The sequence below is a fragment of the Chitinophaga ginsengisegetis genome (assembly GCF_900168065.1).
GTDB classification, from domain to species: domain Bacteria; phylum Bacteroidota; class Bacteroidia; order Chitinophagales; family Chitinophagaceae; genus Chitinophaga; species Chitinophaga ginsengisegetis.
The window spans coordinates 248,573-271,356 of record NZ_FUZZ01000006.1; the positions used below are offsets into that span (position 1 = coordinate 248,573).

Sequence of the window (22,784 nt, forward strand, 5' to 3'; positions counted from 1 at the left end):
TCAGTATAAACTGAAGATAGCGTTGGTAACCAGTTTGTCGGTACCGGTACTTCCTTTAACACCCACGATGTAAATGGTATAGAAGTTACCTGCGTTGAAACTACCAACACGGAGGTCAGTACTGCTTGCAGTGGCAAGTACAGTGTTGGTGCCAGCTTCCTTGATGCTGATCGCATTGTTTACGCTGAAGCTGTTGAACAGTTTGAAAGCGCTGGCAGAAGATACATCGCCGTTAAAGTATACGCGGTTGCTGTCGATTTTTTCAGTACCGATGTATACATCTACCGGGCCTGCGTTTGCGCTCAGGTTGAAGAAACGGATACCGATTTTATCGCGGCTGTAGTTGGATTGATCTGTTTTGATAATGGCAGATCTTATTGGGGCTTTATCCCAGATCAGGTAAGTATAGTATTGTGTAGAGTCGAAATTGTAAGTAGTGGTGGTCATCAGGCTGTCGCCTCCTTTCTTCTTCAGATCAAATTTGTGCAGGCCACCGTAAACAGCGTACCGGGCGTAGAAATTGAAGTTGAATTCAGTTTCAGTTACTTTCTGATCGTTATCATAGAAAATACCTGGAATCATGCTGGTGGAACTGCCCAGTATTGAAATCTGTGCCTGTGGTCTTGGTGGTGTGTAATTATTATCGTTCTTCAGGCAGGAAGATAGTCCGATGATTCCTGTTAACAGGGCCACAACTGCCCATACGCGATTTTTCTTGGTTAGCATTTTGCTCTCAGTTTTTAAATTGTGTTATTGATCGGTTGTTTTTTTATCATTTGGTTCAAAACGGGCCAGGTCAGGTAAAATGCGCTTTTTACGTTGTACCTCCGATTCATAAATTACTTCGCCCAGTGCTTTGAGAAAAGGTTTGCCTGTTTTTTCAAAAGCCGGTTGATCATCTCCCAATACACCAGTAGTATTTACAAAAACACTGGCAGACAGCAGGAACTCTGTTTTACTGGCAAAATCTACAATATATGCTGTATCGGTCAGAAATCCGTATGCCCATCCTGGTTTGTTGAAAATCCTGATGTGTTCCGGTATCCGGCTATTCCGGTCACCTCCAAAAAGCAAAAACCTGGTATATGCCTGATAGTATTGTTCCGGGTCATAAACCGGATCTGTTGATTCTTCCGGGTGCTGGGACATACATCTGTACAAAAAAAGGTAATCGTTCCCTGTTAAACGGAAACGTTGACGATTTGTTACAGCCCCTGGAAAAATTATGCTGCGCATGATATCATGTAAGCTGGAAAGGGGCAGTTTATTGCGGTGGGAGAAGTTCATGGGCTGGTGCTCGAGGTGGTCGAGGTGATTATACCAGGCTTTCCCGGCAAAGTCTTCACGCGGGGAAAACTCCAGGCGGCTGTAGCCCGCGGGTTGCTGGTAGAGGATCCTGTTCCCTTCCCGGAAGCTGACGGCATTGGTGTGCCTGTTGGCTTCTTCATACAGGGGAAGCCCCACCCGGTGGCGGATCTGGGCCTGGGTATATCCCATTTCCCATAGCCGGCGGTTAAAAGGCTCCTGCCCTATAAACTCGTAGAGGCGGTTATAGGCATCGTTATCGCTGATAAGGAATATTTTTTTTATATAATGGGCTACAGACGGGAGGCCGGAAGCGGCGGAATGGTCGTGGCGCACGCCGGTATTGACATCCGGGAGCGGCGCCGTAAAGAAAGGCGTGTTGCAGTCGAGGCCGGGGATCTGCAGATCGTTCAGCTTTTCCAGTGCCAGGGCCACTGCCGGCAGTTTTACCGTGGAGGCAGGGTAGAAGTAGGTTTCCGGTGATACACCATAGTAATGGTCCGAGAAGTGCGGCTGCTGCTGTTCATCCCGGTCTATGCGGGTAAAAATCACCTGTAAACGGTAAGAGGAAGGATCGCTGAATACGGCGCCTAACCGGCTTTTTTGACTTTTCAGCAAAGCTTCCAGAAAATTATCTGTTGCCGGATAATGTTGGGTTTGCATATATTTGTCGTTGTTATGGATTGTAAAGCAAAGGAATATATTTAAAAAGACCAGAATCCGGGAGCTGCAGATTTAAAAAAAGTGTGCCAACCAACCTGTAAAGTCAGGCGCATATTGATTTTGCGTGTCTTTTAACAAGGACTTTAATATATCGATTTAAATTCTATCTTTGCAACTCTTAAAATTTTTTTTTATAAACCCGAAACAAACAGTATGCAACTTAAAGGACTGGTAAGATTTTTTGCCATCGCACTGATCCTTATCTCTTTGTACCAATTGTCCTTCACGTTTTTGGTGCGGAACTATGAGAAGAAGATAGAGCAGCAGGCCGAGAACGATGTGGCCAAGCAATACCCTACACCTGAAAAGAAATATCCAGGCAGTTCGGAACTGCAGGGCTTCTACTCAGATACCCTCAAAGGGTTTATTAAACAGAGGAGACAAGAGATTGTGGACAGTACCAGCAGCACAAAAATTGCAGGCTTTCCATGGAATGTCACCTATACCAAGGCCAAAGAGAAAGAACTGAATCTCGGTCTGGACCTGGTAGGTGGTATGAACGTAGTACTGGAAGTAAGCGTGGAAGATGTAATCCGCGCATTATCCGGTCAATCCAAGGATGCTGCTTTTAACAAAGCGCTGGAAAGGGCAAATGAGCTGAAGAAAACTAACCAGGCCGATTTTGTTACTTTGTTCGGACAAGCATACGCCGAGGTAGCACCACAGGGTAAACTGGCTTCTATTTTTGCGAATGCCTACCAGAAGGATATTACCTTCAATTCTTCCAATCAGCAGGTGCTGGACATGATCCGCAAGGAATCACGTGTTGCCATTAAGAATACCTATATCGTACTGCAAAAACGTATTGATAAATTTGGGGTGGCACAACCTAATATCAGCCTGGATGAAAATAAAGGACTGATCTCCGTGGAACTCGCCGGTGTTGATAACGCCGCCCGTGTACACAAATACCTGCAGGCAACTGCGAACCTCGAATTCAGGGAAGTATACAAAAACTCTCCGGAGTTTATCCAGAATGTATTATCCCCGATGAACGACGCCATCAGGAACGCTAAGGCCGCTGTTACTGCCGCTCCTGCCGCTACGCCGGATTCAGCTGCTGCTGCTACCGCCGCTACTGCGAAGGATACCAGTAAAGATGCCAGCCTGACAGACTACCTGTCTAAAAAAGATACCAGCAAAAATGCCAGCAAAGAACTGCAGCTGAAAGAACAACAGGCACAGAACCCGCTGTTCATGGTATTATTCCCTAACGTAGACCCGCAATCCGGTTCAGTTTATCCGGGTCCGTCTATCGGAAGAATCTTACCAAAAGATACGGCTACCTTTAACCGTTACGTGGAACTGCCTGCTGTAAAATCGATCCTGCCTAAGGACCTGGTGTTTGCGTTTGGTGCTGAAAATAAAGAAGATAAACACGGTCCTTTAGCAGTATACGCGCTGAAAGTAAATCCGGCCAGCCCTGAACCCCGTGTTGGTGGCGCAAGCATCGTTGATGCCCGTCAGGATATGGACCAGAACAACCAGCCCGAAATCAGCATGACAATGGATAACGAAGGCGCCCACCAGTGGAAGAAACTGACCGGTGAACTGGCTCCTGCCAATCCAAAAGATCCCGCTACATTTAACTACGTGGCAGTAGTGCTCGATAACATCGTTTACTCTGCTCCTTCCATACAGGGTGAAATTGCCGGTGGCCGTTCCTCTATCAGCGGTAGCTTTACCATTGAAGAAGCGAATGACCTCGCCAACATCCTGAAATCCGGTAAAATGCCGGCTCCTGCACAAATTGTACAGGAACAGATCGTAGGACCTACCCTCGGCGCTGAATCTATTGCTGCCGGTGCTAAATCCTTTATGATCTCCTTCGGAATCATCTTCGTACTTATGCTGGTGTATTACAACTCAGCCGGCTGGGTAGCTAATATTGCACTGGTACTGAACCTGCTGTTTACCTTCGGTATCCTGGCTTCTATGGGTGCTACGTTAACAATGGCCGGTATTGCCGGTATGGTACTCACCATCGGTATGGCGGTGGATACCAACGTAATCATCTTTGAAAGGATCAAGGACGAACTGACGCATGGTAAATCTTACCACGATGCGGTGGCAGACGGTTACAAACGTTCCTATGCACCGGTACTCGATGGTCACGTTACCTCCCTGCTCACCGCCTTCATCCTGTTCTACTTCGGTTTAGGTCCGGTACTGGGCTTCGCTACCACACAGATCATAGGTTTGTTCCTGTCCCTGTTCTGCGGTATCCTGGTTTCCCGTATGGTAACTGATTTCTGGATGAAGAGAAAAAGACATTTTGAATACTTCACACCTATTTCCCGTAAAGTATTTAAACATGCTGCTTTTGATTTTGTAGGTAAACGTAAATATGCTTATATCATCTCTGCTGTTGTAATGGTGGCAGGTGTTTCTTCCTTCTTCCATGGTTTCGACCACGGTATTGATTTCTCCGGTGGCCGTAGCTATACCGTTCGCTTTGAGCATCCAATGAACCGCGAAGAAGTGGCAGACGTACTGAAGAAAGAATTTAACTCAGAAGTATTCGTTAAAACAATTGGCAGCACCAACCAGCTGAGCATCACTACTGCTTACAAAATTGAGCAGCAGAGCCTGGCGGTTGATAAAGAAGTGGCTGATAAATTATACAACGGCCTGAAGAAATTCTATGATGCTTCTGTAACGCCTGATGTATTTACTTCCCGCTACATCGTGGGTTCCCAGACGGTATCGCCTACCATTTCCGATGACCTGCGTGCAGGTGCGGTAAAGGCAACGATCCTGTCTATTGTGGTGATCTTCCTGTACATCCTGTTACGTTTCAGCAAGTGGCAGTACTCTATCGGTACTATCTTCTCTTTGCTGCATGACGTACTGGTTACCCTGGCAGTATTCTCCTGGTGCAGATCTTTTGTACCATTCACACTGGAAATTGACCAGCACTTTATTGCTGCGATCCTGACGGTGATTGGTTTCTCCATGAACGATACCGTGATTGTATTTGACCGTATCCGTGAATACTTCAGGACCGGCGCTCATGGCCGCGACAGGGATACCGTGATCAATAAAGCGATCAACGATACCCTGAGCCGTACCATTATGACGTCGCTGACAGTGTTCCTGACGATCCTGATCCTGTTTGTATTTGGTGGTGAAGTAACCCGTGGCTTCGCCTTTGCGATGCTGATTGGTGTGATCACCGGTACTTACTCTTCTATCTTTGTTGCGGCGCCTGTACTGGTTGACTTCGACAAGAAGAATCAGCTGGCCAACGAAAGTGAGTCAGTAGAAGTAGTTGCCAAGAAAACGGCTTCTGCTACCAAATAAGTAAGATCTTACTGAAATAATGTTTGATAATAAAAACCTCCTGGCTTGCCAGGAGGTTTTTTTGTGAAGTATATTTCAGGGAGATGTTGATCAGCTGGCCGGCTGCCTGAATACAAACCCGGCGGCATCGCTTCCCTGCTGATAATCTATTTCCATACCCATGAGGTACATACCATGTGCTTTTTTCATAATCACGGGGATACCTGATATATCAAACAGGTCGTCGTCTTCCATGAGGGCATCAAAGCCTAGCATATAGGCAACACCCGAACAACCTCCGCCCTTTACGCCTACCCGGAGGTAGGGGGCTTCTGTATTGCCCTGTAACAATTGTTTCACTACTTCAGCAGCACTGGCCGTAAGTTGAATGGGAGATCTGTTCGCGCTATCCATTATCCGTATTTTTTTCAAAGTTAGGGAAAACCGGGGGCGGTTTTGCTACCCGGTATACCCGAGGTAAGTGAGGAGTGCAATTCACGCAAAGATGCGGTATACACGGGGTAAACCGAGGGTATTCATGCCGTATACACGCCTTTGACGTGGACTTGAAGCGCAATTACTTTGCTGTGGCCAGTTCCAGGAACTTTTTATGAAGGGCGAGCACCTGCGGGATCACCATATGTTGTTCGTCGTTATGGATCACGTAGTCGCTCAGGCGCATTTTAATGGTTTCGTCGATTTGCTTGTACATGCGTGCCAGCACTTCATTGCGGGTTACGTTGTCGCGTTTCATTACGCGGTGTATGCGCAGTGGCTGGGGGGCAAAAACGGCGATTACCTTATCGAGGTGGTGGAAGGATTCTGTTTCGAAGAGGAGAGCGGCCTCTTTCAGTACGTAGGGCGTGGTTTGTTGTTGCGCCCAGTTGTCTGAATCCCGGATGGTAGCCGGATGTACGAGGGAATTGAGGAGGGCGAGTTTGTCTTTGTCGTTGAAAACGATATTTCCCAGGAGTTTGCGGTTCAGTGTGCCGTCGGCATTATATATTTCTTCGCCGAAGTGGTGTTTTACCTGTGCGGCCAGTTCGGGGTCGCGGACCATAATATCTTTGGCCCGGTCGTCCGCGTAATATACGGGAACGCCCAATAATTCGAATATTCTACTAACGGTGCTTTTGCCGGAGCCAATGCCCCCGGTAATTCCAATCTTTAACATAGCCCCAATTTATAAAAAAATACGAACTACCCATATGAATTACGGAGTTACGGGCAGATGCCGGGGAATAGATCCGCGAATATCATCTGTCTGTAACTCCGTAAACAGTAATTACTTTGATTCGTAATTCTTATTTGGTTTCAGCCGCTTTTTGCTGAGCGGTGGTGTATTCCATGCTGATAGCAGAGCGTTCGATGGTAAAGCTGGTGCCTGGGCTCACTTCCATCAGAACGGTGTTATTGTCGTTCATTTTCTTCACTTTACCGTGAATACCGGCGATAGTGACGATTTTATCACCTTCTTTCAGGTTATCGATAAATTGTTTCTGCAGTTTTGCTTTTTTAGTTTGAGGCCTAATCATGAAAAGCCACATAACGACAATCATACCGCCAAAAAACAGGAAAGAAACCCAGGAGTTACCACCGCCTTGGGCACCGCCCTGAGGCGCCATTAATAAAATGTTCAGGATGTTCATCTCTATAATTGATTTAATAGTTTAGTCCGGACTACTTGGTAATGATATTGCATTGGATCTTAGGTCCTACCACATAACCGTCTTTATTGTTGATTTTAACAGAAATTTCTTTCTCGGTATAGCCTGATTTTCCGTGGCTGTCGAAAATAACCTTCATATAGCCGGACTGACCGGGTTTGATGGGTTCTTTTGGCCATTCCGGTACGGTACAACCGCAGCTGGAAATGGCATCTTCGATAAGCAGCGGACTGGTGCCTGTATTGGTGAATTTAAAGGAGTACTCTACTTTTTCACCTGCTACAATCTCTCCAAAGTTATGCACCTTTTCTTCAAAGGTGAGCGCGGAGGACTGGCCAGCTTCGTTTTTTTGTCCGTTACCGGCTGCCTCTGCAGCGGTATTATTTTTGGCACTATTGTTACAAGCCGCTACCAGCAGGCTTCCACAGGCGAGTAAACAGAACAGTTTTTTCATGGCATTGCTATTTTACCGTAAAAATAACTTTTCCCACTTACTTTTTCGGACGGTCCTGTTTCAGTACCAGTTGTTCTTTTTCCAGGTCTTTCAGAATGTTATCCAGGATACCGTTGATAAACTGGCCACTCTGAGGTGTGCTGTAGGCTTTCGCCAGGTCTATATATTCGTTGATGGTTACTTTGGTAGGAATGGTAGGGAAGTAGAGGAACTCGCATACACCCATTTCCATCAGTAACATATCTACTGCAGCGATACGTTCAGAATCCCAGTTTTGCAGTTTGGGCTTGATCAGTTCGAGGCAGTATTCTTTTTTGTCGATTACGGTGAGCAGGAGTTCCTTTGCATAATCAAGTTTTTCTTTACTGATCAGCTGCAGGAAATTGAAGAGATGCGGCTTATTGAAATAGTTATTGATCAGAATGCCCATCATTTCTTCGTCGTCGCCCCAATGGAGGAAGGTATCTTCCATGTGTTGGAGGAACGGCTCGCTTTTCGCCAGTATTTCTTTATAGATGAATTCCAGTATTTCCTTTTCACCTGCTTTGGTACGGCTACCTTCTGCTGCGTAGGCTTTGTAGGTATCTGTAAGCACCAATTGGTTATAAAGCTTTCTGAGCAGATCATCATCTGTTTGCAGCTTCATTTTCCATTGTTCCAGGTTTACCTGGAACCCTTTGTCGCTGGTTATCTGGTAAATAAACTCATTTCCTGCAATTTTGGTGTTCACCTGCAGGTCCTCGGCAGAGGGTAAGTGTTTGGAAGCACGGGCGTGCGCATCAATTTCGGCGTATTGTGCTACCTGTACCACTGAGTTAAGTAAGTAGGTAAAGATCTGACAGGTTTGGTCCAGCTTTTCGTTTAAAAGTCTGGTGGCCGTGCCTGGCTTAATACTGCTTTGCTCCATCGTTTCCAGGGCGTAAAGTGTTTGCATTACTTTTACCCGGATGTTTCTTCTACTGATCATCTTATAAAAAAGAACTGGTATAAGGGCGCAAAACTAGAGAAAAATTTTCATATTCATGGATTTTGATCGCAAAGGTGTTGGCACGGGTACCGTGCAGGGGGAAAACAAACCGGCCCCGGAAGGGGTGTTGGTGTTCCCGGGCCTACCTGTTCTGTCATTTTTTCGGGTTGCTTGTCATGATTTGTCAGTATCAAAGCAAGTCGATACCTTCGTGACCTGTAAATTTGACCCGAAAACCGCGTTGGCACAATTCTCGTGGACGGAAGAAACAAAATCACAAACATCTTTTTTAAATAAAAACTACTATGGCTAAACAATTAAGTATTAAACCTTTAGCTGACAGGGTAATCGTGAAACCTGCAGCAGCAGAAGAGAAGACAGCTGGTGGTATCATTATCCCCGATACTGCAAAAGAAAAACCTGTGAGAGGCACCGTGGTGGCTGCCGGACCTGGTAAAAAAGATGAACCGATCACTGTAAAGGTAGGTGATACTGTACTGTATGGTAAATATTCTGGTCAGGAACTCCCTATCGAAGGCGAAGATTACTTAATCATGCGTGAATCTGATATCCTGGCGATCGTTTAAGAGCTGTCTGCGGATATGAATTAATTCCTAAAAGAAAAATCTCAAAGTATTATGGCAAAACAAATTTTCTTCAATATAGACGCCCGCAACAAGATGAAGAAAGGCGTTGACACCCTGGCTGATGCCGTTAAAGTAACCCTGGGCCCTAAAGGCCGTAACGTAGTGATCGAGAAAAAATTCGGCGCTCCGGGTGTAACTAAAGATGGTGTTACCGTTGCAAAAGAAATTGAACTCGAAGACGCAATCGAAAATATGGGTGCGCAGATGGTGAAAGAAGTAGCTTCCAAAACTGCTGACCTGGCAGGTGATGGTACTACTACTGCTACCGTTCTGGCACAGGCTATCATCGGCGATGGTTTGAAAAACGTAGCTGCCGGTGCTAACCCAATGGATCTGAAACGTGGTATCGACAAAGCTGTGAAAGCAGTTGTTGAAAACCTGAAAAAACAATCCGAAAAAGTTGGTAACGATACACAGAAGATCGAGCAGGTTGCTTCTATCTCTGCCAACAACGACAGCGAAATTGGTAAACTGATTGCCCAGGCAATGCAGAAAGTAACCAAAGACGGTGTTATCACTGTAGAAGAAGCAAAAGGTACCGATACTACTGTTGAAGTAGTAGAAGGTATGCAGTTCGACCGCGGTTACCTGTCTCCTTACTTCATTACCAACAGCGAAAAAATGCAGGCTGAACTGGCTAACCCTTATATCCTGATCTACGATAAGAAGATCAGCACCATGAAGGATATCCTGCACATCCTGGAAAAAGTGGCTCAGCAGGGCGCTCCGCTGGTAATCATCTCCGAAGATCTGGAAGGTGAAGCACTGGCTACCCTGGTGGTAAACAAACTGCGTGGTACCCTGAAAGTTGCTGCTGTTAAAGCTCCTGGCTTTGGCGACAGAAGAAAGGATATGCTGCAGGATATTGCTACCCTCACCGGTGGTATCGTTATCAGCGAAGAACAAGGTTACAAACTGGAAAATGCTGACCTGACTTACCTCGGTAAAGCTGAATCCATCACTATCGATAAAGACAATACTACTGTTGTAGGTGGTAAAGGTGAAAAAGACGCGATCCAGTCCCGCATCGGACAGATCAAAGCGCAGATCGAAGTAACTACTTCCGACTACGACCGCGAAAAATTACAGGAACGCCTGGCTAAATTAAGCGGTGGTGTGGCTGTACTGTACGTTGGTGCTGCTACTGAAGTAGAAATGAAAGAAAAGAAAGATCGCGTAGACGATGCTTTACACGCTACCCGCGCTGCCGTTGAAGAAGGTATCGTTCCTGGTGGTGGTGTGGCTTACATCCGCGCTATCGAAGCCCTGGAATCACTGAAAGGTGCTAACAACGACGAACAGACTGGTATCTCCATCGTTAAACGCGCTATCGAAGAACCATTACGTCAGATCACTGCCAACGCAGGTATCGAAGGTTCTATCGTAGTACAGAAAGTGAAAGAAGGTAAAGCTGATTTCGGTTTCAACGCACGTACAGAAGTTTTCGAAAACTTACTGGCTGCCGGTGTTATCGATCCAACTAAAGTTACCCGTATTGCACTGGAAAATGCTGCGTCTATCGCTTCTATGCTGCTGACTACCGAATGTGTAATCGCAGACAAACCGGAACCTAAATCTGCTGCTCCGGCTATGGGCGGTGGTGGCCACGGTATGGGCATGGACTACTAATATTCATGATAATCATAAAAACTCCTGCGGACCTGGTTCTGCAGGAGTTTTTTTATGCGGATCACCTTTCCGCTGTAACTTTATCATAAGATTTCCGTTTAACAACGAGATAGTAAACAGCAGCGGATGAACACAGTTGTAAAAATAATTTGCGCAAGCCTGCTTTTAATCCTGGGCGCCTGTTCAAAGAAAAGCAGTTCGGACGAGCTCAGAATGGACGGGGTAACAGAAAACGCCATCCAGCGGTACCTGCATGAGCACAATGAAACCGCCATCAGGGACGTTTCGGGGCTTTATTACCGGGTAGATGTCCCGGGAGACAGTACCCATTTCGTGAAAGCGACTTCCATTCCCACCGTTATTTATACCAATTATTTAGTTACGGGTGAAGTAGTAGGCACCTCATTAGGCCCCACCGATTTTGATCACAGGATGCTTAAAAACCATATCCCGGGCTGGCAGATAGGGCTGCAGAAAATTTCCCAGGGGGGTAAGATCCGGTTATATATCCCGTCTGCCCTGGCCTACGGCTCCGTGGGGGTTAACGGTATTATTCCGCCTAACGCCATCCTCATTTCTGACCTGGAACTGGTAAGTATCCGGTAGATGTATTATCTTATGCCAATTGTATTTTCACCTTTTAATTATACTAAAACTGAAACCAAACTGTATGAAGAAAGTTTTTCTGTTGGGAGGATTATTCCTGTTAGTGCTTGCCGCCTGTTCAAAAAAAGATGATGCACCTGCCTACGACGCTATCGCACAGTATGATGCTGACTCCGCAAAAATTGTAGCCTATATCGCTGCCAATAATATCACCAATGTACAACACGATCCGCGTGGTCTTTTTTACCAGATTGTAACCAAAGGAAGCAGTGATTCTGTGAATGCTGCCGCCAATGTATGGGTATCCTACAAAGGCCAGTTGCTGGATAAAACGGTTTTTGACAGCAGCGACAGCGCCAGATTTGACCTCGATAAAGTGATCACCGGATGGACGATTGGTATTCCTAAAATCCGCAAGGGTGGAGAGATTAACCTGATTATTCCTTCCATTTATGCATACGGCCCTTCCGCTTATCCTAAGATTCCGGCGAATTCTGTGTTGGTATTCAACGTGAAACTGAAAGACTTTGTGAATAAATAATTGAAGAAGATATAACATGAAGCGGTACCGGTTCTGCCGGTACCGCTTTTGCATTTGTATTATTCCCCTGCTTTCCGTTAATTTTACAGATAAATAAAAAATTAGTGGCACACGAATGTATTTCCGTATTTGACATTTTCAAGATAGGCGTTGGTCCTTCCAGTTCACATACCTTAGGTCCGTGGCGCGCAGCACTGCGTTTCCTGGATCAGCTGGAGCAGGATGGCAAACTGGCGGCTGTTAGTAAAGTACAGGTATTATTATATGGCTCCCTTGCCAAAACAGGTCATGGGCATGGCACCGACATTGCTGTTCAACTGGGCCTTTGCGGCGATGATCCGGTAACTTTTGATGTGAACCAGATCAATCCTAAAATGGATGATATCCGCCGCAGCCGCAGGATGAAAATTGCGGGTAAATATGAAATAGATTTTGACCCCGTGGAAGACATTGATTTCCTTTTTGAAGAATCCCTTCCGTTTCATCCCAATGCGCTTACTTTCCTGGTTACTTTACTGGATGGTGAACAGCTGGCTTCCACCTGGTATTCTATCGGTGGCGGTTTTGTAGTGCAGGAAGGAGATGCCGGCGGCAGCGCCCAGCAGGTAGACCTGCCTTTCCCGATAGATACTGCCCGCCAGCTACTGCAGTGGTGCATTAAAACCGGGTATAGCATTTCTGAGCTGGTGATGGAAAATGAACACGCCTGGCGCCCGGAAGAAGAAACCCGGCAAGGGCTGTTAAATATCTGGCGCGTAATGCAGGAATGTACCTTCCGCGGATGCCATACCGGCGGGGAGTTGCCCGGCGGACTAAAAGTTGGCCGCCGTGCGGCAGTGCTCAATAAAAAATTACTGAAAGGCCGTACCTATACTGATTATGCGTCCTGGATTGACGCCATCAGGGCGGGAGGAGAGCATTTCAGCTATACGCTCGACTGGGTAAGCTGTTTTGCACTGGCTGTAAATGAAGAAAATGCGTCGTTCGGAAGAGTGGTAACGGCGCCTACTAATGGCGCTGCAGGCGTAATTCCGGCAGTTTTGCAATATTTCATCGCTTTCTGCGATGGTTTCCATGAAGAAAAGATCCAGCAGTTCCTGCTCACGGCTTCTGAAATAGGCAGCATCTTTAAAAAGCGCTCCACCATTTCCGCAGCAATGGGCGGTTGCCAGGCAGAGATAGGCGTATCTTCCGCGATGGCGGCGGCAGCCCTCACCGAGTGCATGGGAGGCTCCCAGCGCCAGGTGCTGATGGCGGCGGAAATAGCGATGGAACACCACCTGGGCCTCACCTGCGACCCTATCGGCGGACTGGTGCAAATTCCCTGCATTGAGCGGAATACAATGGGCGCCATCAAGGCGATCACCGCATCACAACTGGCGCTGCAAAGCAATCCTGAGCTGGCAAAGGTTTCCCTTGACGCCGTGGTAAAAACCATGTGGGAAACAGCACAGGATATGAATTCAAAATATAAGGAAACTTCCGATGGAGGACTGGCCGTGAATATTCCTATCAGCTTGCCGGAATGTTAAAAGATATCAGATAACGAATTACAGATTTAAAAGCAGATTACGGCGAATATCGGTTATAATATAAGGAAAGAACCATATTTTCGTTTATACGTTATCATCATCTGCTTAGATCCGTAATTCGTTATTTTTTATGCGTGTTATCCTGGCCATTACTCTTCTTTCTTTTTCCTTTTCTTTATCGGCGCAGCAATTCGGAGGTAATCCGCCTTCGCTGAAATGGCAACAGATCAACACGGATACGGTGCGGGTAATTTTCCCCCATGGTATGACTGCGCAGGGAGAACGGGTCGCCAACCTGGTTCACTATCTTAACCGTTATACCCGGTCTTCTATTGGTGGGCTTGAAAAAAAAGTAAATATTGTATTGCAGAATCAAACGCTGCAATCCAATGGCTATGTACAATTAGGCCCCTTCCGCTCTGAATTTTACCTGACACCACCCCCTAATTCGCTGGACCTGGGCTCCCTTAACTGGGTAGACCAGCTGGCTGTGCATGAGTACCGGCACGTATTGCAAAATATGAACTTCCGCCAGGGAGTATCCAAAGTGTTTTCTATCCTCGGCGGGCAACTCGGACAAGCGGCGGTTACCAATATAGCAGTGCCCAACTGGTTTTGGGAAGGCGATGCCGTGGTGATGGAAACGGCGCTAACGCCGCAGGGACGCGGCCGGCTCCCGGGCTTCTTTGATGGCTTCCGTGGCCTTTCCCTGGCAGGTAAACATTACGCCTATATGAAAATCCGCAATGGCTCGTATGTTGATTATGTACCCGACCATTATCCGTTGGGATATATGATGACTACTTACGGCCGGGAACACTACGGACAAACATTCTGGAAAGATGTTACCAGTGACGCGGTTCGTTTCCGTGGCGTGTTTTACCCGTTGTCGCATAGCCTGAAGAAGAGAACAGGGATGAATGTAACCGGCTTTTATAATGCGGTGCTGAAAGAGTACCAGCCGCTGTGGAATAACTATGCTGCCCGGCCCGACACTACACCGGCGCAGCCTTTACTGCCGGTAGCCAAACCGGTAACCAACTACAATTACGTATATAGTGCAGGTAATAATGAATGGGTGATATTAAAAAATGCCTGGAATAAAGTGCCCGGTATTTACCGGTTAAATGCTTCCGGTGAAGAGCGTTTGCTGGTACGTCCCGGCATCGTATACGATGATTTTTTCAGTTACCGCAATGGCCGCGTGGTATGGGCTGCCGCCCGTTTTGACGCGCGGTGGGGCTGGAAGAACTTTTCCGTGATCCGGGTGTGGGATAACGCTACCGGGCATACGAAAACTGTCTCCCCGAAGGGGAAATTCTTCTCCCCGGATATCAGCGAAAATGGTGAGCGGGTAATAGCAGTGGCTACCACTACAGAAATGAAATACAGCCTGCAGTTGATCAACACACGTACAGCGGCGGTAGAAAAGCAGTTGCCCAACCCGGAAAACTGGTACTATACTTATCCCCGTTTTGCTGCCGGAGAACAGGCCGTGATCAGTGCAGTAAGAAATAATAAGGGAGAGATGGCGCTGGTGCAGCAGTCGCTCGCTACAGGCGAAAGCACGATGCTCACGCCTTTCAGTTATACCGTGATGGGAATACCGGTAGTGAGCGGAGATACAGTCTATTTCACCAGTGGCCTGAAAGATGTGAACAACGTATATGCGATTACGTTAGCTGATAAAAAAACGTATGAAGTTACCGACAGGGGAAACAGTGCGCTGCATATGGCCGTGGATCCGGCGGGCGACAGTCTTGTTTTCAGTGAATTTACCGTAAAGGGATACAAGCTGTATCACGCTGCATTGAATAAGGCTGGGTGGGAACCTGCAGATGTGAGTAAAGACGGGCGCAGCGCCTGGCTGCAGCCTCATTTTAAAGAAGGCGGCAATATCCTGGATCTGACGCATGATTCCCTGCCGGTGAAAAAATATCCGCAGTTTACCCGTCCGTTTAACTTCCACAGCTGGGTGCCATCTTTTAATGATCCGGATTACAGTATTTCACTGATCGGGGAAAATATATTGAGTACTACATCTACCAGTATCGGCTATACGTACAACAGGAATGAAGGTAGTTCAGACATCGCGGCAGGCTTTACTTTCGCGGGATGGCTCCCGGTGTTATCTGTTGGGGCCGACTATACCATTAACCGTAACGGGCTGGATCAGAACCGGCAGCGGGTGTACTGGAATGAGGCCACTGCGCATGTGGGTGTCAGTATACCACTGAACCTGTCGGCAGGGCTTTACAGCCGTAGTTTATCTTTCGGTAGTAATTACAATATCCGTCACCGTTACCTGGATAGTAAGTATAAAGGAAATGACCTGCAGTTCCTGACTAACACCATCATCTTTAATAACCAGCGGACCAAAGCGGTACAAAATATTTACACGCATTTCGGGCAGTATGTGGCGGTGCAGTACAACAGTTCTGTGTCGGGTTTATATGCAGAGCAGCTGTATGCGCGGCTGGATCAGTATTTACCGGGGTTATGGCAAAATCACAACCTGGTGTTGCAGGGCGCTTATCAGCAGCGTGATAATGCGTTCAATTATACTTTCACAGATAATTTCGTATATGCGAGAGGGTATAATACGCCGTTGTATACGAGTATTTATAAGCTGGGAGCCAATTATCATTTGCCTTTGGTGTATCCCGACTGGGGCTTTGCGCAGATCCTGTATTTTAACCGTATCCGCGCTAATTTGTTCTACGATTACAGTATGGCTAATTTCTCCCGTAACAATGTGGATATGAATATGCGCTATACTTCTGCCGGTACCGAATTATTTTTTGATACGCGTATAGGTAATGCACTGCCCTTTACGTTTGGCGTGCGTTTCAGTCATTTGTTTGACCAGGACCCGGTAGACAATGCACAGAACCGGGTTGATTTTATTATACCGATCCAGCAGTTGTTTAATTATTAGGAAGATGGATTACTTAACGTTGATCTGAAGGGCAGGGGCTTTGTAGAATTTCTCTTCTGCATATTTGATGATGATTTCGTCGAAGTACAATACATCGCCGGTTTGCAGGGTTTCCTTCAGGTTTTTGCTCCAGGCGGCGGGGAGGGCAGCTGCTTTGAAATTATCTCCTGTAAAATCTTTGTATATAGCGGGTTGCCCGGTGGTATCGTTAAGATAGGGTTCATGTCTTTCATAAGTAAAAGCAAAAGAGAGCACCGGGTATTTAATATTCTTTTCGTCCCGCACGATCAATGCGGAGTCCAGTAATTTGATGACTTCACTTTTTGGTAGCGTATCGCTCAGGTAGATGCCCCAGCTGCTGCGGAGTTTCATGGGTCTTTTGCTGGTTACGGCAGTAGCCGGCTTTTTTGCGGATTGCGCAATCACCGGTGTAACAGCAGTGGCTAATAAGAAACTAAGTAACAGATGTTTTTGCATGATAGTACCGGGATGTAAAAAAAAATCGCCCGGTATAGTAACGACCGGGCGATCCTAAAAATTATAAGGACTTTAAACTTTCCTCGATGACAGCAATCTTTGCTTCGGCATCTGCTTTTTTCTGACGTTCTGCGTCTACGGCTTCTGCTTTTGCGTTTTGTACGAAGCGCTCATTACTGAGTTTCTTTTCTACAGACACCAGGAATCCTTTCAGGTATTCGAGGTCTTTTGTGAGTGCTGCTTTTTGTGCGGTGGTGTCCAGCGCGGTTTCTGTACCCAGGTAGAATTTATCTTTCTGGATCACGAGGGTAATGCAACCTGGCACGGGTTCCTGTACATAGTGAATTGCTTTTGCATTCACCTGTTTGGCGAGCATGCCTTCAATTTGTTTGAATGCGTTATCGTGTTTGGTTTCTATGTGCAGTACGATCGGATCTTTTGGTTTTATCTGGTGTTTGTTACGTGCATCGCGGATGCTGCTGATTACTTCTTTCGCCAGCAAACCTTCCAGCAGGGTGGCGTGTACCGGCGCCTGCGGTGTGGTAAACTGTTTCATCATCAGGGAATCGTCTTCTGCGCGTGTGGTGAGTTGCTGGTATATTTCTTCTGTAATAAAAGGCATATACGGGTGCAGCAGCTGCATCAGTTGTTCGAAGAAGTAAACGGTTTTGCGGTAGATGGAAGCAGGGATGGGTTGTTCAAAACCTGGTTTTGCCCATTCGAGGTACCAGCTGCAGAAATCGTCCCATACCAGGCTGTATATGGCTTTGAGCCCTTCGCTGAGGCGGAAGTCTTTATGCAGGGAAGCCACTTCGAGCTGTACTTCATTTAACCTGCTTTCAAACCATTTCACAGCGAAGTTATCTGCAGCGGCATTGGTAGCGCTGTCATCTTCCTGGCGTTGTTCCCACATTTTCACCAGTTTGAGGGCATTCCATATTTTATTACAGAAGTTACGGCCCTGTTCACAGCTGGAGTCATCGTACAGGAGATCGTTACCTGCCGGTGAAGAGATCATGATACCAAAGCGTACCGCATCGGCGCCATAGGCGTGGATAAGTTCCAGCAGATCGGGGGAGTTGCCGAGTTGCTTACTCATTTTACGGCCTTGCTTGTCGCGTACCATTCCGGTGAAATATACGTCGCTGAAGGGTTTCACTTCTTTGAATTCCAGTCCGGCCATGATCATACGGGCTACCCAGAAGAAGATGATATCCTGTCCGGTTACCAGCACCGAAGTAGGGTAATAGTAATTGATATCTTCATTATTGGGTTGGGAGATGCCGTTGAACACTTCCATTGGCCAGAGCCAGGAGCTGAACCAGGTATCCAGGCAATCCTGGTCCTGTGTGAGTTCGGCTGCGGTGATGGTAATGCTGCGGGCGGCAAACTGCTGTACTGCTTCAGCGGCGGTGGCGGCTACTTCAAAAGAGCCGTCCGGCGCGTACCAGGCAGGAATTTGTTGTCCCCACCAGAGTTGGCGGGAGATGCACCAGTCCTTTACATTTTCCATCCAGTATTTGTAGGTAGCCAGGAAGCGGTCGCCGGGATGGATTTTTACATCACCGTTCACTACTGCGTCCAGGGCGGGTTTGGCCATTTCTGCCATTTTTACAAACCATTGGGTGGAGATGCGTGGTTCCACTACCGTGTCGGGGTTACGCTGACTGTAACCGAGGCGGGTGGTATATTCCTGTTCTTTTACGAGCAGTCCTTCTTCCGCGAGGGCGGCTACTACTTTTTTGCGGGCCACGAAGCGGTCTTCCCCTACAAATACAACGGCGGCGGCGCTGAGTGTGCCATCATCGTTGAGGGTATCCACAATTTCCAGGTTATGTTTCAGGCCCAGGTTATAGTCGTTGATATCGTGTGCAGGCGTTACTTTCAGGGCGCCGGTACCGAATTCTTTATCTACGTAGGTATCAAATATTACCGGAACGCGGCGGTTTACCAGCGGTACGGTAGCAAAGTGACCTTTCAGGTGGGCGTATCTTTCATCTTCCGGGTTTACGCAGATGGCGGTGTCGCCCATGATGGTTTCCGGACGCTGTGTGGCGATGGTGATATATTCGCCGGTTGGCGTGCCGTTAGCATCCGTGATGGCGTATTTCACATGATAGAGCTTACCCTGGAGGTCTTTATATTCTACTTCCTCGTCGCTCAAAGCTGTTTTGGCTTTGGGGTCCCAGTTGATCATGCGGGCGCCGCGATAAATTACACCTTTCTTATAAAGGTCTATGAAAACGGTGATCACTGCTTTATAGTAGTGATCGTCCATTGTAAAAGTAACGCGGTCCCAATCGCAGCTGCAGCCGAGTTTTTTTATCTGGTGATAGATGATATCTCCATATTTATCTTTCCATTCAAAGGCATATTTGAGAAATTCTTCGCGGGTGAGCTGGGATTTTTCGATGCCTTTCTCCTGTTTGAGCATATTTACCACTTTTGCTTCTGTGGCAATGGAGGCGTGGTCGGAGCCTGGAACCCAGCAGGCGTTGAAGCCGCTCATACGAGCCCGGCGTACCAGGATATCCTGTACGGTTTCATTGAGGGTATGGCCAAGATGGAGGACCCCGGTGACGTTTGGAGGAGGGATGACGACAGTAAAGGGTTGGCGTCCGTCCGGTTTAGAGCGGAAGTAGCCTTTATCCATCCATTGTTGGTACCATTTTTCTTCAACCGTTGCAGGCAGGTAATTTTTCGAAAGTTCCATGCTATTCATAATATAAGGTTGCAAAAATAACGGAGATTAAGGAGAGATGGAAATTTAAAGGGCAGGAATAGTTGCCCTTTAGCTTATGCCATCTCTGCGATGATTTCGCAGGTTTGTGCAATCATTTCCGGTGTAACATCGAGGTGGGTGACTATTCTGACCTGTGTTGGAGAAATGGGCATTACGAGGATTCCCTGTTTTTTGAGGTAATCTGCGAAGAGCTGCGGCGTCCAGTCGCCCGTTACTTCAAAGATGAGGATATTGGTTTCTACGGGGAGCATGTGGCCGGTGAAGGATTTTTCCAGCAGGGCCTGCGCCAGTTGTTTGGCGTGGAGGTGATCTTCTGCCAGCCGGGCGATATTGTTTTCCATCGCATAGATACCGGTAGCGGCCATGAAGCCGGCTTGCCGGAGGCCGCCGCCGAGTTTTTTACGGATACGCCTGGCGGCTTTGATAAATGTTTCGCTGCCGAGCAGTACGGAGCCCATCGGGCATCCCATTCCTTTATTAAGGCAAACGGAGATGCTGTCGAACAGTTGTCCGTATGTTTTGGGATCCTGGCCGGTGGCTACGAGTGCATTGAAGAGGCGTGCGCCATCGAGGTGCAGTGCGAGGCCATGTTGTTTACAGACGTCGCCTATTTTCACCATTTCTTCCCAGTCGTAGCAGCATCCGCCGCCGCGGTTGGAGGTATTTTCGAGGCAAACGAGGCTGGTGCGGGCTTTATGCACATCGTCGGGGTTAATGGCCGCTTCCACCTGGGTGGCGCGGATCATGCCCCGGTCGCCGATGAGGGCGTGTACCTGGGCGCCGGAGTTGAAGGCGATGCCGCCTCCTTCATAAATATATACGTGAGCCAGATTACTGCAAACCACTTCATCCCCCGGCAACGTATGTACTTTAATGGCGATCTGGTTACTCATTGTGCCGGAAGGGCAGTACAAGGCTGCCGGTTTGCCAAAGTATTCTGCCATCATGGCTTCCAGTTTGTTGATGCTGGGATCTTCACCGAAAACGTCATCACCGGTTTCTGCCTGCAGCATAGCCTGTAACATGCCAGGGCCGGGACGTGTAAAAGTGTCGCTTCTAAAGTCAATCATTTTATTGAAAAATTTGCAACGGCTTAACAATTAAATTAGTTAAGATGTTAATTTAAATATGATTCTTTATCAATTGTTAAAATTTGTATAAACCAACGCTGTACAGGGACTAAAGCACTATAAAATTCCGTTATAAAACTGTACTTTGTTATATGGCTGGCAAATATAAGAAGGATTTGGTAGAGTGGTTGGTTAGCACGATCTTTGCAGACTTATTTTGAAACAAAACAATAAAGCGCGGGAAACTTTGTAAGTTAATAATTTTAAAAGTTCCGAACAAAAAATTTCTTTCGCTGTTATTTATTTATAAACCAATACAATTTTTCATATGAGGCAACTTAAAATTGCCACCCAGATCACCAATCGTGATTCGCAGGCGGTAGAAAAGTACCTGCAGGAAATCTCGAAGATCCCTTTGTTAACACCTGAGGAAGAGACCGTTTTGGCGCAACGCATTAAAATGGGCGATCAAAAGGCTCTTGAAAGATTGACTACAGGAAACTTACGTTTCGTTGTTTCTGTTGCGAAGCAGTATCAGCACCAGGGCCTTAGCCTGAGTGATTTGATTAATGAAGGTAATCTCGGCTTGATCAAGGCGGCACAACGTTTCGACGAAACCAAAGGTTTCAAATTTATCTCTTATGCAGTATGGTGGATTCGCCAATCCATTCTGCAGGCGCTGGCTGAACAGGGTCGTCTTGTTCGTCTTCCGCAAAACAAAATTGGCACCTATAATAAAGCTAACAAAGCTTACATGGCATTTGAACAGGAAAACGAGCGTGAACCTTCTACCGAGGAACTCGCAGAAATCCTGGAGATGTCTGAATCAGAAATTAACAATATCTTCCAGAGCAACACCCGCCACATGTCATTGGATGCACCTGTGCACGAGGCAGAAGACGTAGCAATGGGCGACCTGCTGGAAGGTGGAGATATTACTGATGATGACGTGATGAGAGATTCACTCCGCGAGGAAATACGCCGGGTATTAAAATCCCTGAGCCCACGCGAAGCTGAAATTGTGAATGCTTATTTTGGTCTGGATGGTGAAAATGGCGCAACAATCGAACAAATCGGTCAGAAATACGATCTGACTAAAGAAAGAATCAGGCAGATTAAAGAACGTGCTATCAAAAGGCTGCAGAAAGCCCGCTATAGTGGCGCCCTGAAATCATACCTGGGATAAAATACCTTTATTCATTGAGTTAACATTAACGAAAGGATAAATCTACTAATCCTCTTTATTCTATAAGAACACCGGCCTTGTAAATACATGGCCGGTGTTCTTATTTAGTAAACACCCCTTATTTTTGCACTCATGCGTATGCCGCTTTTCTTAATCCTGGTTACACTGCTCTTTGCCGCCTGCGAGAAAGATGTAAGTGTTAACCTGCCACAACAGGAACCACAACTGGTAGTGGAAGGCAGATTTGAAAATGGGTCCTATCCGCTGGTAATTCTCACACACAGCCTTAACTATTTTTCACAGATAGATCCGGCAGTATTAACGAATGCCTTCGTTCACAACGCCACCGTCACCGTTTCTGATGGCAGCAAAACCATGACACTAAAGGAACGGGTGATAGATACCGGCAACATGAAGTTCTTTGTATATCTGCCAGACCTCACCCAGCCGGCGAACAACTTCACCGGAAAAGTGCCGGGCACCTATACCTTACGCATCAACGCTGACAATAAGGCATATGAATCTGTGACAACTATACCGCCGCGCGGAATGCAACTGGACTCCATCTGGTGGACATTAGTAACAGTTGATGACTCCACGAAAGCCCGCTTATGGGTGAAGATCACGGATGCTCCCGCATTTGGCAACTATGGAAGGTATTTTACAAAGCGCAACAGTGAGCCATACTTACCCGGACTGAATTCTGTGGTAGATGACCAGCTGGTGAACGGCACAACATTTGAAATTCCTGTGGACGCCGGCGTGAATAAAAATCTGAACCCGGATGACAGGCCCGATGAGTTCTTTGAACCAGGGGATACCGTTACCCTGAAGTTTTGTAATATTGACAAAGCAACCTGGGATTTCTGGCGAACACTGGATTTTGCCTACAACAGTAATGGCAATCCATTTTCATCGCCCACAAAAATACTCGGGAATGTACCCGGCGCATTAGGCTACTGGGGCGGCTATACAGTAACCTATAAAACAATTATTATTAGCAGGTAATTATACATA

20 protein-coding genes are annotated in these 22,784 nt (G+C 46.9%); 10 read left to right on the top strand and 10 right to left on the bottom strand.

What is annotated here, in order from left to right:
* Both B5Z18_RS30300 and B5Z18_RS30305 read right to left on the bottom strand, forming a co-directional pair.
* Complete coding sequence (locus tag B5Z18_RS30300) at positions 1 to 726, bottom strand: DUF4397 domain-containing protein (RefSeq protein ID WP_079473328.1); 726 nt, start codon at positions 724 to 726, stop codon at positions 1 to 3.
* Between the two features lie 24 nt (positions 727 to 750).
* Entirely contained in the window at positions 751 to 1,968 is a 1,218-nt protein-coding gene (locus tag B5Z18_RS30305) for a serine hydrolase (RefSeq protein ID WP_079473329.1), read from the bottom strand.
* A gap of 213 nt (positions 1,969 to 2,181) precedes the next feature.
* Here B5Z18_RS30305 and secDF point away from each other — a divergent pair, with 213 nt between their 5' ends.
* Entirely contained in the window at positions 2,182 to 5,331 is a 3,150-nt protein-coding gene (gene secDF, locus B5Z18_RS30310) for a protein translocase subunit SecDF (RefSeq protein ID WP_079473330.1), read from the top strand.
* Between the two features lie 90 nt (positions 5,332 to 5,421).
* Here the strand turns inward: secDF and B5Z18_RS30315 are convergent, their stop codons facing one another.
* The 5 genes from B5Z18_RS30315 to nusB all read right to left on the bottom strand — a co-directional run bounded on the left by B5Z18_RS30315 (position 5,422) and on the right by nusB (position 8,398).
* Positions 5,422 to 5,724 carry a HesB/IscA family protein gene (locus B5Z18_RS30315; protein WP_079473331.1) on the bottom strand — a complete coding sequence of 101 codons (303 nt, stop codon included), beginning with the start codon at positions 5,722 to 5,724 and terminating at the stop codon, positions 5,422 to 5,424.
* Positions 5,725 to 5,887: 163 nt separating this feature from the next.
* A complete protein-coding gene (gene coaE, locus B5Z18_RS30320; RefSeq protein WP_079473332.1) occupies positions 5,888 to 6,484 on the bottom strand; it encodes a dephospho-CoA kinase in 597 nt (198 codons plus the stop codon).
* Positions 6,485 to 6,614: 130 nt separating this feature from the next.
* The gene (gene yajC, locus B5Z18_RS30325) at positions 6,615 to 6,959 is read right to left on the bottom strand and encodes a preprotein translocase subunit YajC (RefSeq protein WP_079473333.1); all 345 of its coding nucleotides are present in this window, start codon (positions 6,957 to 6,959) and stop codon (positions 6,615 to 6,617) included.
* Positions 6,960 to 6,990: 31 nt separating this feature from the next.
* Positions 6,991 to 7,431: a DUF1573 domain-containing protein gene (locus B5Z18_RS30330; protein ID WP_079473334.1), complete on the bottom strand. Its 441-nt coding sequence runs from the start codon at positions 7,429 to 7,431 to the stop codon at positions 6,991 to 6,993.
* 37 nt (positions 7,432 to 7,468) lie between these two features.
* On the bottom strand, positions 7,469 to 8,398 hold the full coding sequence (gene nusB / locus B5Z18_RS30335; protein WP_079473335.1) for a transcription antitermination factor NusB: 930 nt from the start codon (positions 8,396 to 8,398) through the stop codon (positions 7,469 to 7,471).
* 55 nt (positions 8,399 to 8,453) lie between these two features.
* Between nusB and B5Z18_RS30340 the strand changes: the two genes are divergently transcribed.
* The 7 genes from B5Z18_RS30340 to B5Z18_RS30370 all read left to right on the top strand — a co-directional run bounded on the left by B5Z18_RS30340 (position 8,454) and on the right by B5Z18_RS30370 (position 16,291).
* Entirely contained in the window at positions 8,454 to 8,711 is a 258-nt protein-coding gene (locus B5Z18_RS30340; RefSeq protein WP_079473336.1) for a hypothetical protein, read from the top strand.
* Positions 8,704 to 8,985 carry a co-chaperone GroES gene (locus B5Z18_RS30345; RefSeq protein WP_079473337.1) on the top strand — a complete coding sequence of 94 codons (282 nt, stop codon included), beginning with the start codon at positions 8,704 to 8,706 and terminating at the stop codon, positions 8,983 to 8,985. Before B5Z18_RS30340 ends, B5Z18_RS30345 begins: the two co-directional genes overlap by 8 nt.
* 51 nt (positions 8,986 to 9,036) lie before the next feature.
* Complete coding sequence (gene groL / locus B5Z18_RS30350) at positions 9,037 to 10,674, top strand: chaperonin GroEL (protein WP_079473338.1); 1,638 nt, start codon at positions 9,037 to 9,039, stop codon at positions 10,672 to 10,674.
* Between the two features lie 126 nt (positions 10,675 to 10,800).
* A complete protein-coding gene (locus B5Z18_RS30355; protein WP_079473339.1) occupies positions 10,801 to 11,280 on the top strand; it encodes an FKBP-type peptidyl-prolyl cis-trans isomerase in 480 nt (159 codons plus the stop codon).
* Between the two features lie 64 nt (positions 11,281 to 11,344).
* Positions 11,345 to 11,821 carry an FKBP-type peptidyl-prolyl cis-trans isomerase gene (locus tag B5Z18_RS30360; protein ID WP_079473340.1) on the top strand — a complete coding sequence of 159 codons (477 nt, stop codon included), beginning with the start codon at positions 11,345 to 11,347 and terminating at the stop codon, positions 11,819 to 11,821.
* A gap of 104 nt (positions 11,822 to 11,925) precedes the next feature.
* The gene (locus B5Z18_RS30365; protein WP_079473341.1) at positions 11,926 to 13,353 is read left to right on the top strand and encodes an L-serine ammonia-lyase; all 1,428 of its coding nucleotides are present in this window, start codon (positions 11,926 to 11,928) and stop codon (positions 13,351 to 13,353) included.
* Between the two features lie 130 nt (positions 13,354 to 13,483).
* On the top strand, positions 13,484 to 16,291 hold the full coding sequence (locus B5Z18_RS30370) for a hypothetical protein (protein ID WP_079473342.1): 2,808 nt from the start codon (positions 13,484 to 13,486) through the stop codon (positions 16,289 to 16,291).
* Between the two features lie 9 nt (positions 16,292 to 16,300).
* Here the strand turns inward: B5Z18_RS30370 and B5Z18_RS30375 are convergent, their stop codons facing one another.
* From B5Z18_RS30375 to B5Z18_RS30385, 3 genes are all read right to left on the bottom strand, one after another.
* Positions 16,301 to 16,768: a hypothetical protein gene (locus B5Z18_RS30375; protein WP_079473343.1), complete on the bottom strand. Its 468-nt coding sequence runs from the start codon at positions 16,766 to 16,768 to the stop codon at positions 16,301 to 16,303.
* Between the two features lie 61 nt (positions 16,769 to 16,829).
* Entirely contained in the window at positions 16,830 to 19,481 is a 2,652-nt protein-coding gene (locus tag B5Z18_RS30380) for a valine--tRNA ligase (protein WP_079473507.1), read from the bottom strand.
* A gap of 83 nt (positions 19,482 to 19,564) precedes the next feature.
* A complete protein-coding gene (locus B5Z18_RS30385) occupies positions 19,565 to 20,581 on the bottom strand; it encodes a threonine aldolase family protein (protein WP_079473344.1) in 1,017 nt (338 codons plus the stop codon).
* A gap of 328 nt (positions 20,582 to 20,909) precedes the next feature.
* On the opposite strand from B5Z18_RS30385, the gene B5Z18_RS30390 reads away from it, so the two are divergent.
* A complete protein-coding gene (locus tag B5Z18_RS30390; protein WP_012793808.1) occupies positions 20,910 to 21,767 on the top strand; it encodes a sigma-70 family RNA polymerase sigma factor in 858 nt (285 codons plus the stop codon).
* Positions 21,768 to 21,905: 138 nt separating this feature from the next.
* Positions 21,906 to 22,775 (top strand): DUF4249 domain-containing protein, encoded by an 870-nt coding sequence (locus B5Z18_RS30395; RefSeq protein ID WP_159454490.1) that lies wholly within the window; start codon positions 21,906 to 21,908, stop codon positions 22,773 to 22,775.
* Positions 22,776 to 22,784 lie beyond the last annotated feature (9 nt).

Coding starts and splice junctions, on each gene's coding strand:
- B5Z18_RS30300 (WP_079473328.1), bottom strand. CDS start 726: ATGCTAACCAAGAAAAATCGCGTATGGGCAGTTGTGGCCCTGTTAACA.
- B5Z18_RS30305 (WP_079473329.1), bottom strand. CDS start 1,968: ATGCAAACCCAACATTATCCGGCAACAGATAATTTTCTGGAAGCTTTG.
- secDF (WP_079473330.1), top strand. CDS start 2,182: ATGCAACTTAAAGGACTGGTAAGATTTTTTGCCATCGCACTGATCCTT.
- B5Z18_RS30315 (WP_079473331.1), bottom strand. CDS start 5,724: ATGGATAGCGCGAACAGATCTCCCATTCAACTTACGGCCAGTGCTGCT.
- coaE (WP_079473332.1), bottom strand. CDS start 6,484: ATGTTAAAGATTGGAATTACCGGGGGCATTGGCTCCGGCAAAAGCACC.
- yajC (WP_079473333.1), bottom strand. CDS start 6,959: ATGAACATCCTGAACATTTTATTAATGGCGCCTCAGGGCGGTGCCCAA.
- B5Z18_RS30330 (WP_079473334.1), bottom strand. CDS start 7,431: ATGAAAAAACTGTTCTGTTTACTCGCCTGTGGAAGCCTGCTGGTAGCG.
- nusB (WP_079473335.1), bottom strand. CDS start 8,398: ATGATCAGTAGAAGAAACATCCGGGTAAAAGTAATGCAAACACTTTAC.
- B5Z18_RS30340 (WP_079473336.1), top strand. CDS start 8,454: ATGGATTTTGATCGCAAAGGTGTTGGCACGGGTACCGTGCAGGGGGAA.
- B5Z18_RS30345 (WP_079473337.1), top strand. CDS start 8,704: ATGGCTAAACAATTAAGTATTAAACCTTTAGCTGACAGGGTAATCGTG.
- groL (WP_079473338.1), top strand. CDS start 9,037: ATGGCAAAACAAATTTTCTTCAATATAGACGCCCGCAACAAGATGAAG.
- B5Z18_RS30355 (WP_079473339.1), top strand. CDS start 10,801: ATGAACACAGTTGTAAAAATAATTTGCGCAAGCCTGCTTTTAATCCTG.
- B5Z18_RS30360 (WP_079473340.1), top strand. CDS start 11,345: ATGAAGAAAGTTTTTCTGTTGGGAGGATTATTCCTGTTAGTGCTTGCC.
- B5Z18_RS30370 (WP_079473342.1), top strand. CDS start 13,484: ATGCGTGTTATCCTGGCCATTACTCTTCTTTCTTTTTCCTTTTCTTTA.
- B5Z18_RS30375 (WP_079473343.1), bottom strand. CDS start 16,768: ATGCAAAAACATCTGTTACTTAGTTTCTTATTAGCCACTGCTGTTACA.
- B5Z18_RS30380 (WP_079473507.1), bottom strand. CDS start 19,481: ATGGAACTTTCGAAAAATTACCTGCCTGCAACGGTTGAAGAAAAATGG.
- B5Z18_RS30385 (WP_079473344.1), bottom strand. CDS start 20,581: ATGATTGACTTTAGAAGCGACACTTTTACACGTCCCGGCCCTGGCATG.
- B5Z18_RS30390 (WP_012793808.1), top strand. CDS start 20,910: ATGAGGCAACTTAAAATTGCCACCCAGATCACCAATCGTGATTCGCAG.
- B5Z18_RS30395 (WP_159454490.1), top strand. CDS start 21,906: ATGCCGCTTTTCTTAATCCTGGTTACACTGCTCTTTGCCGCCTGCGAG.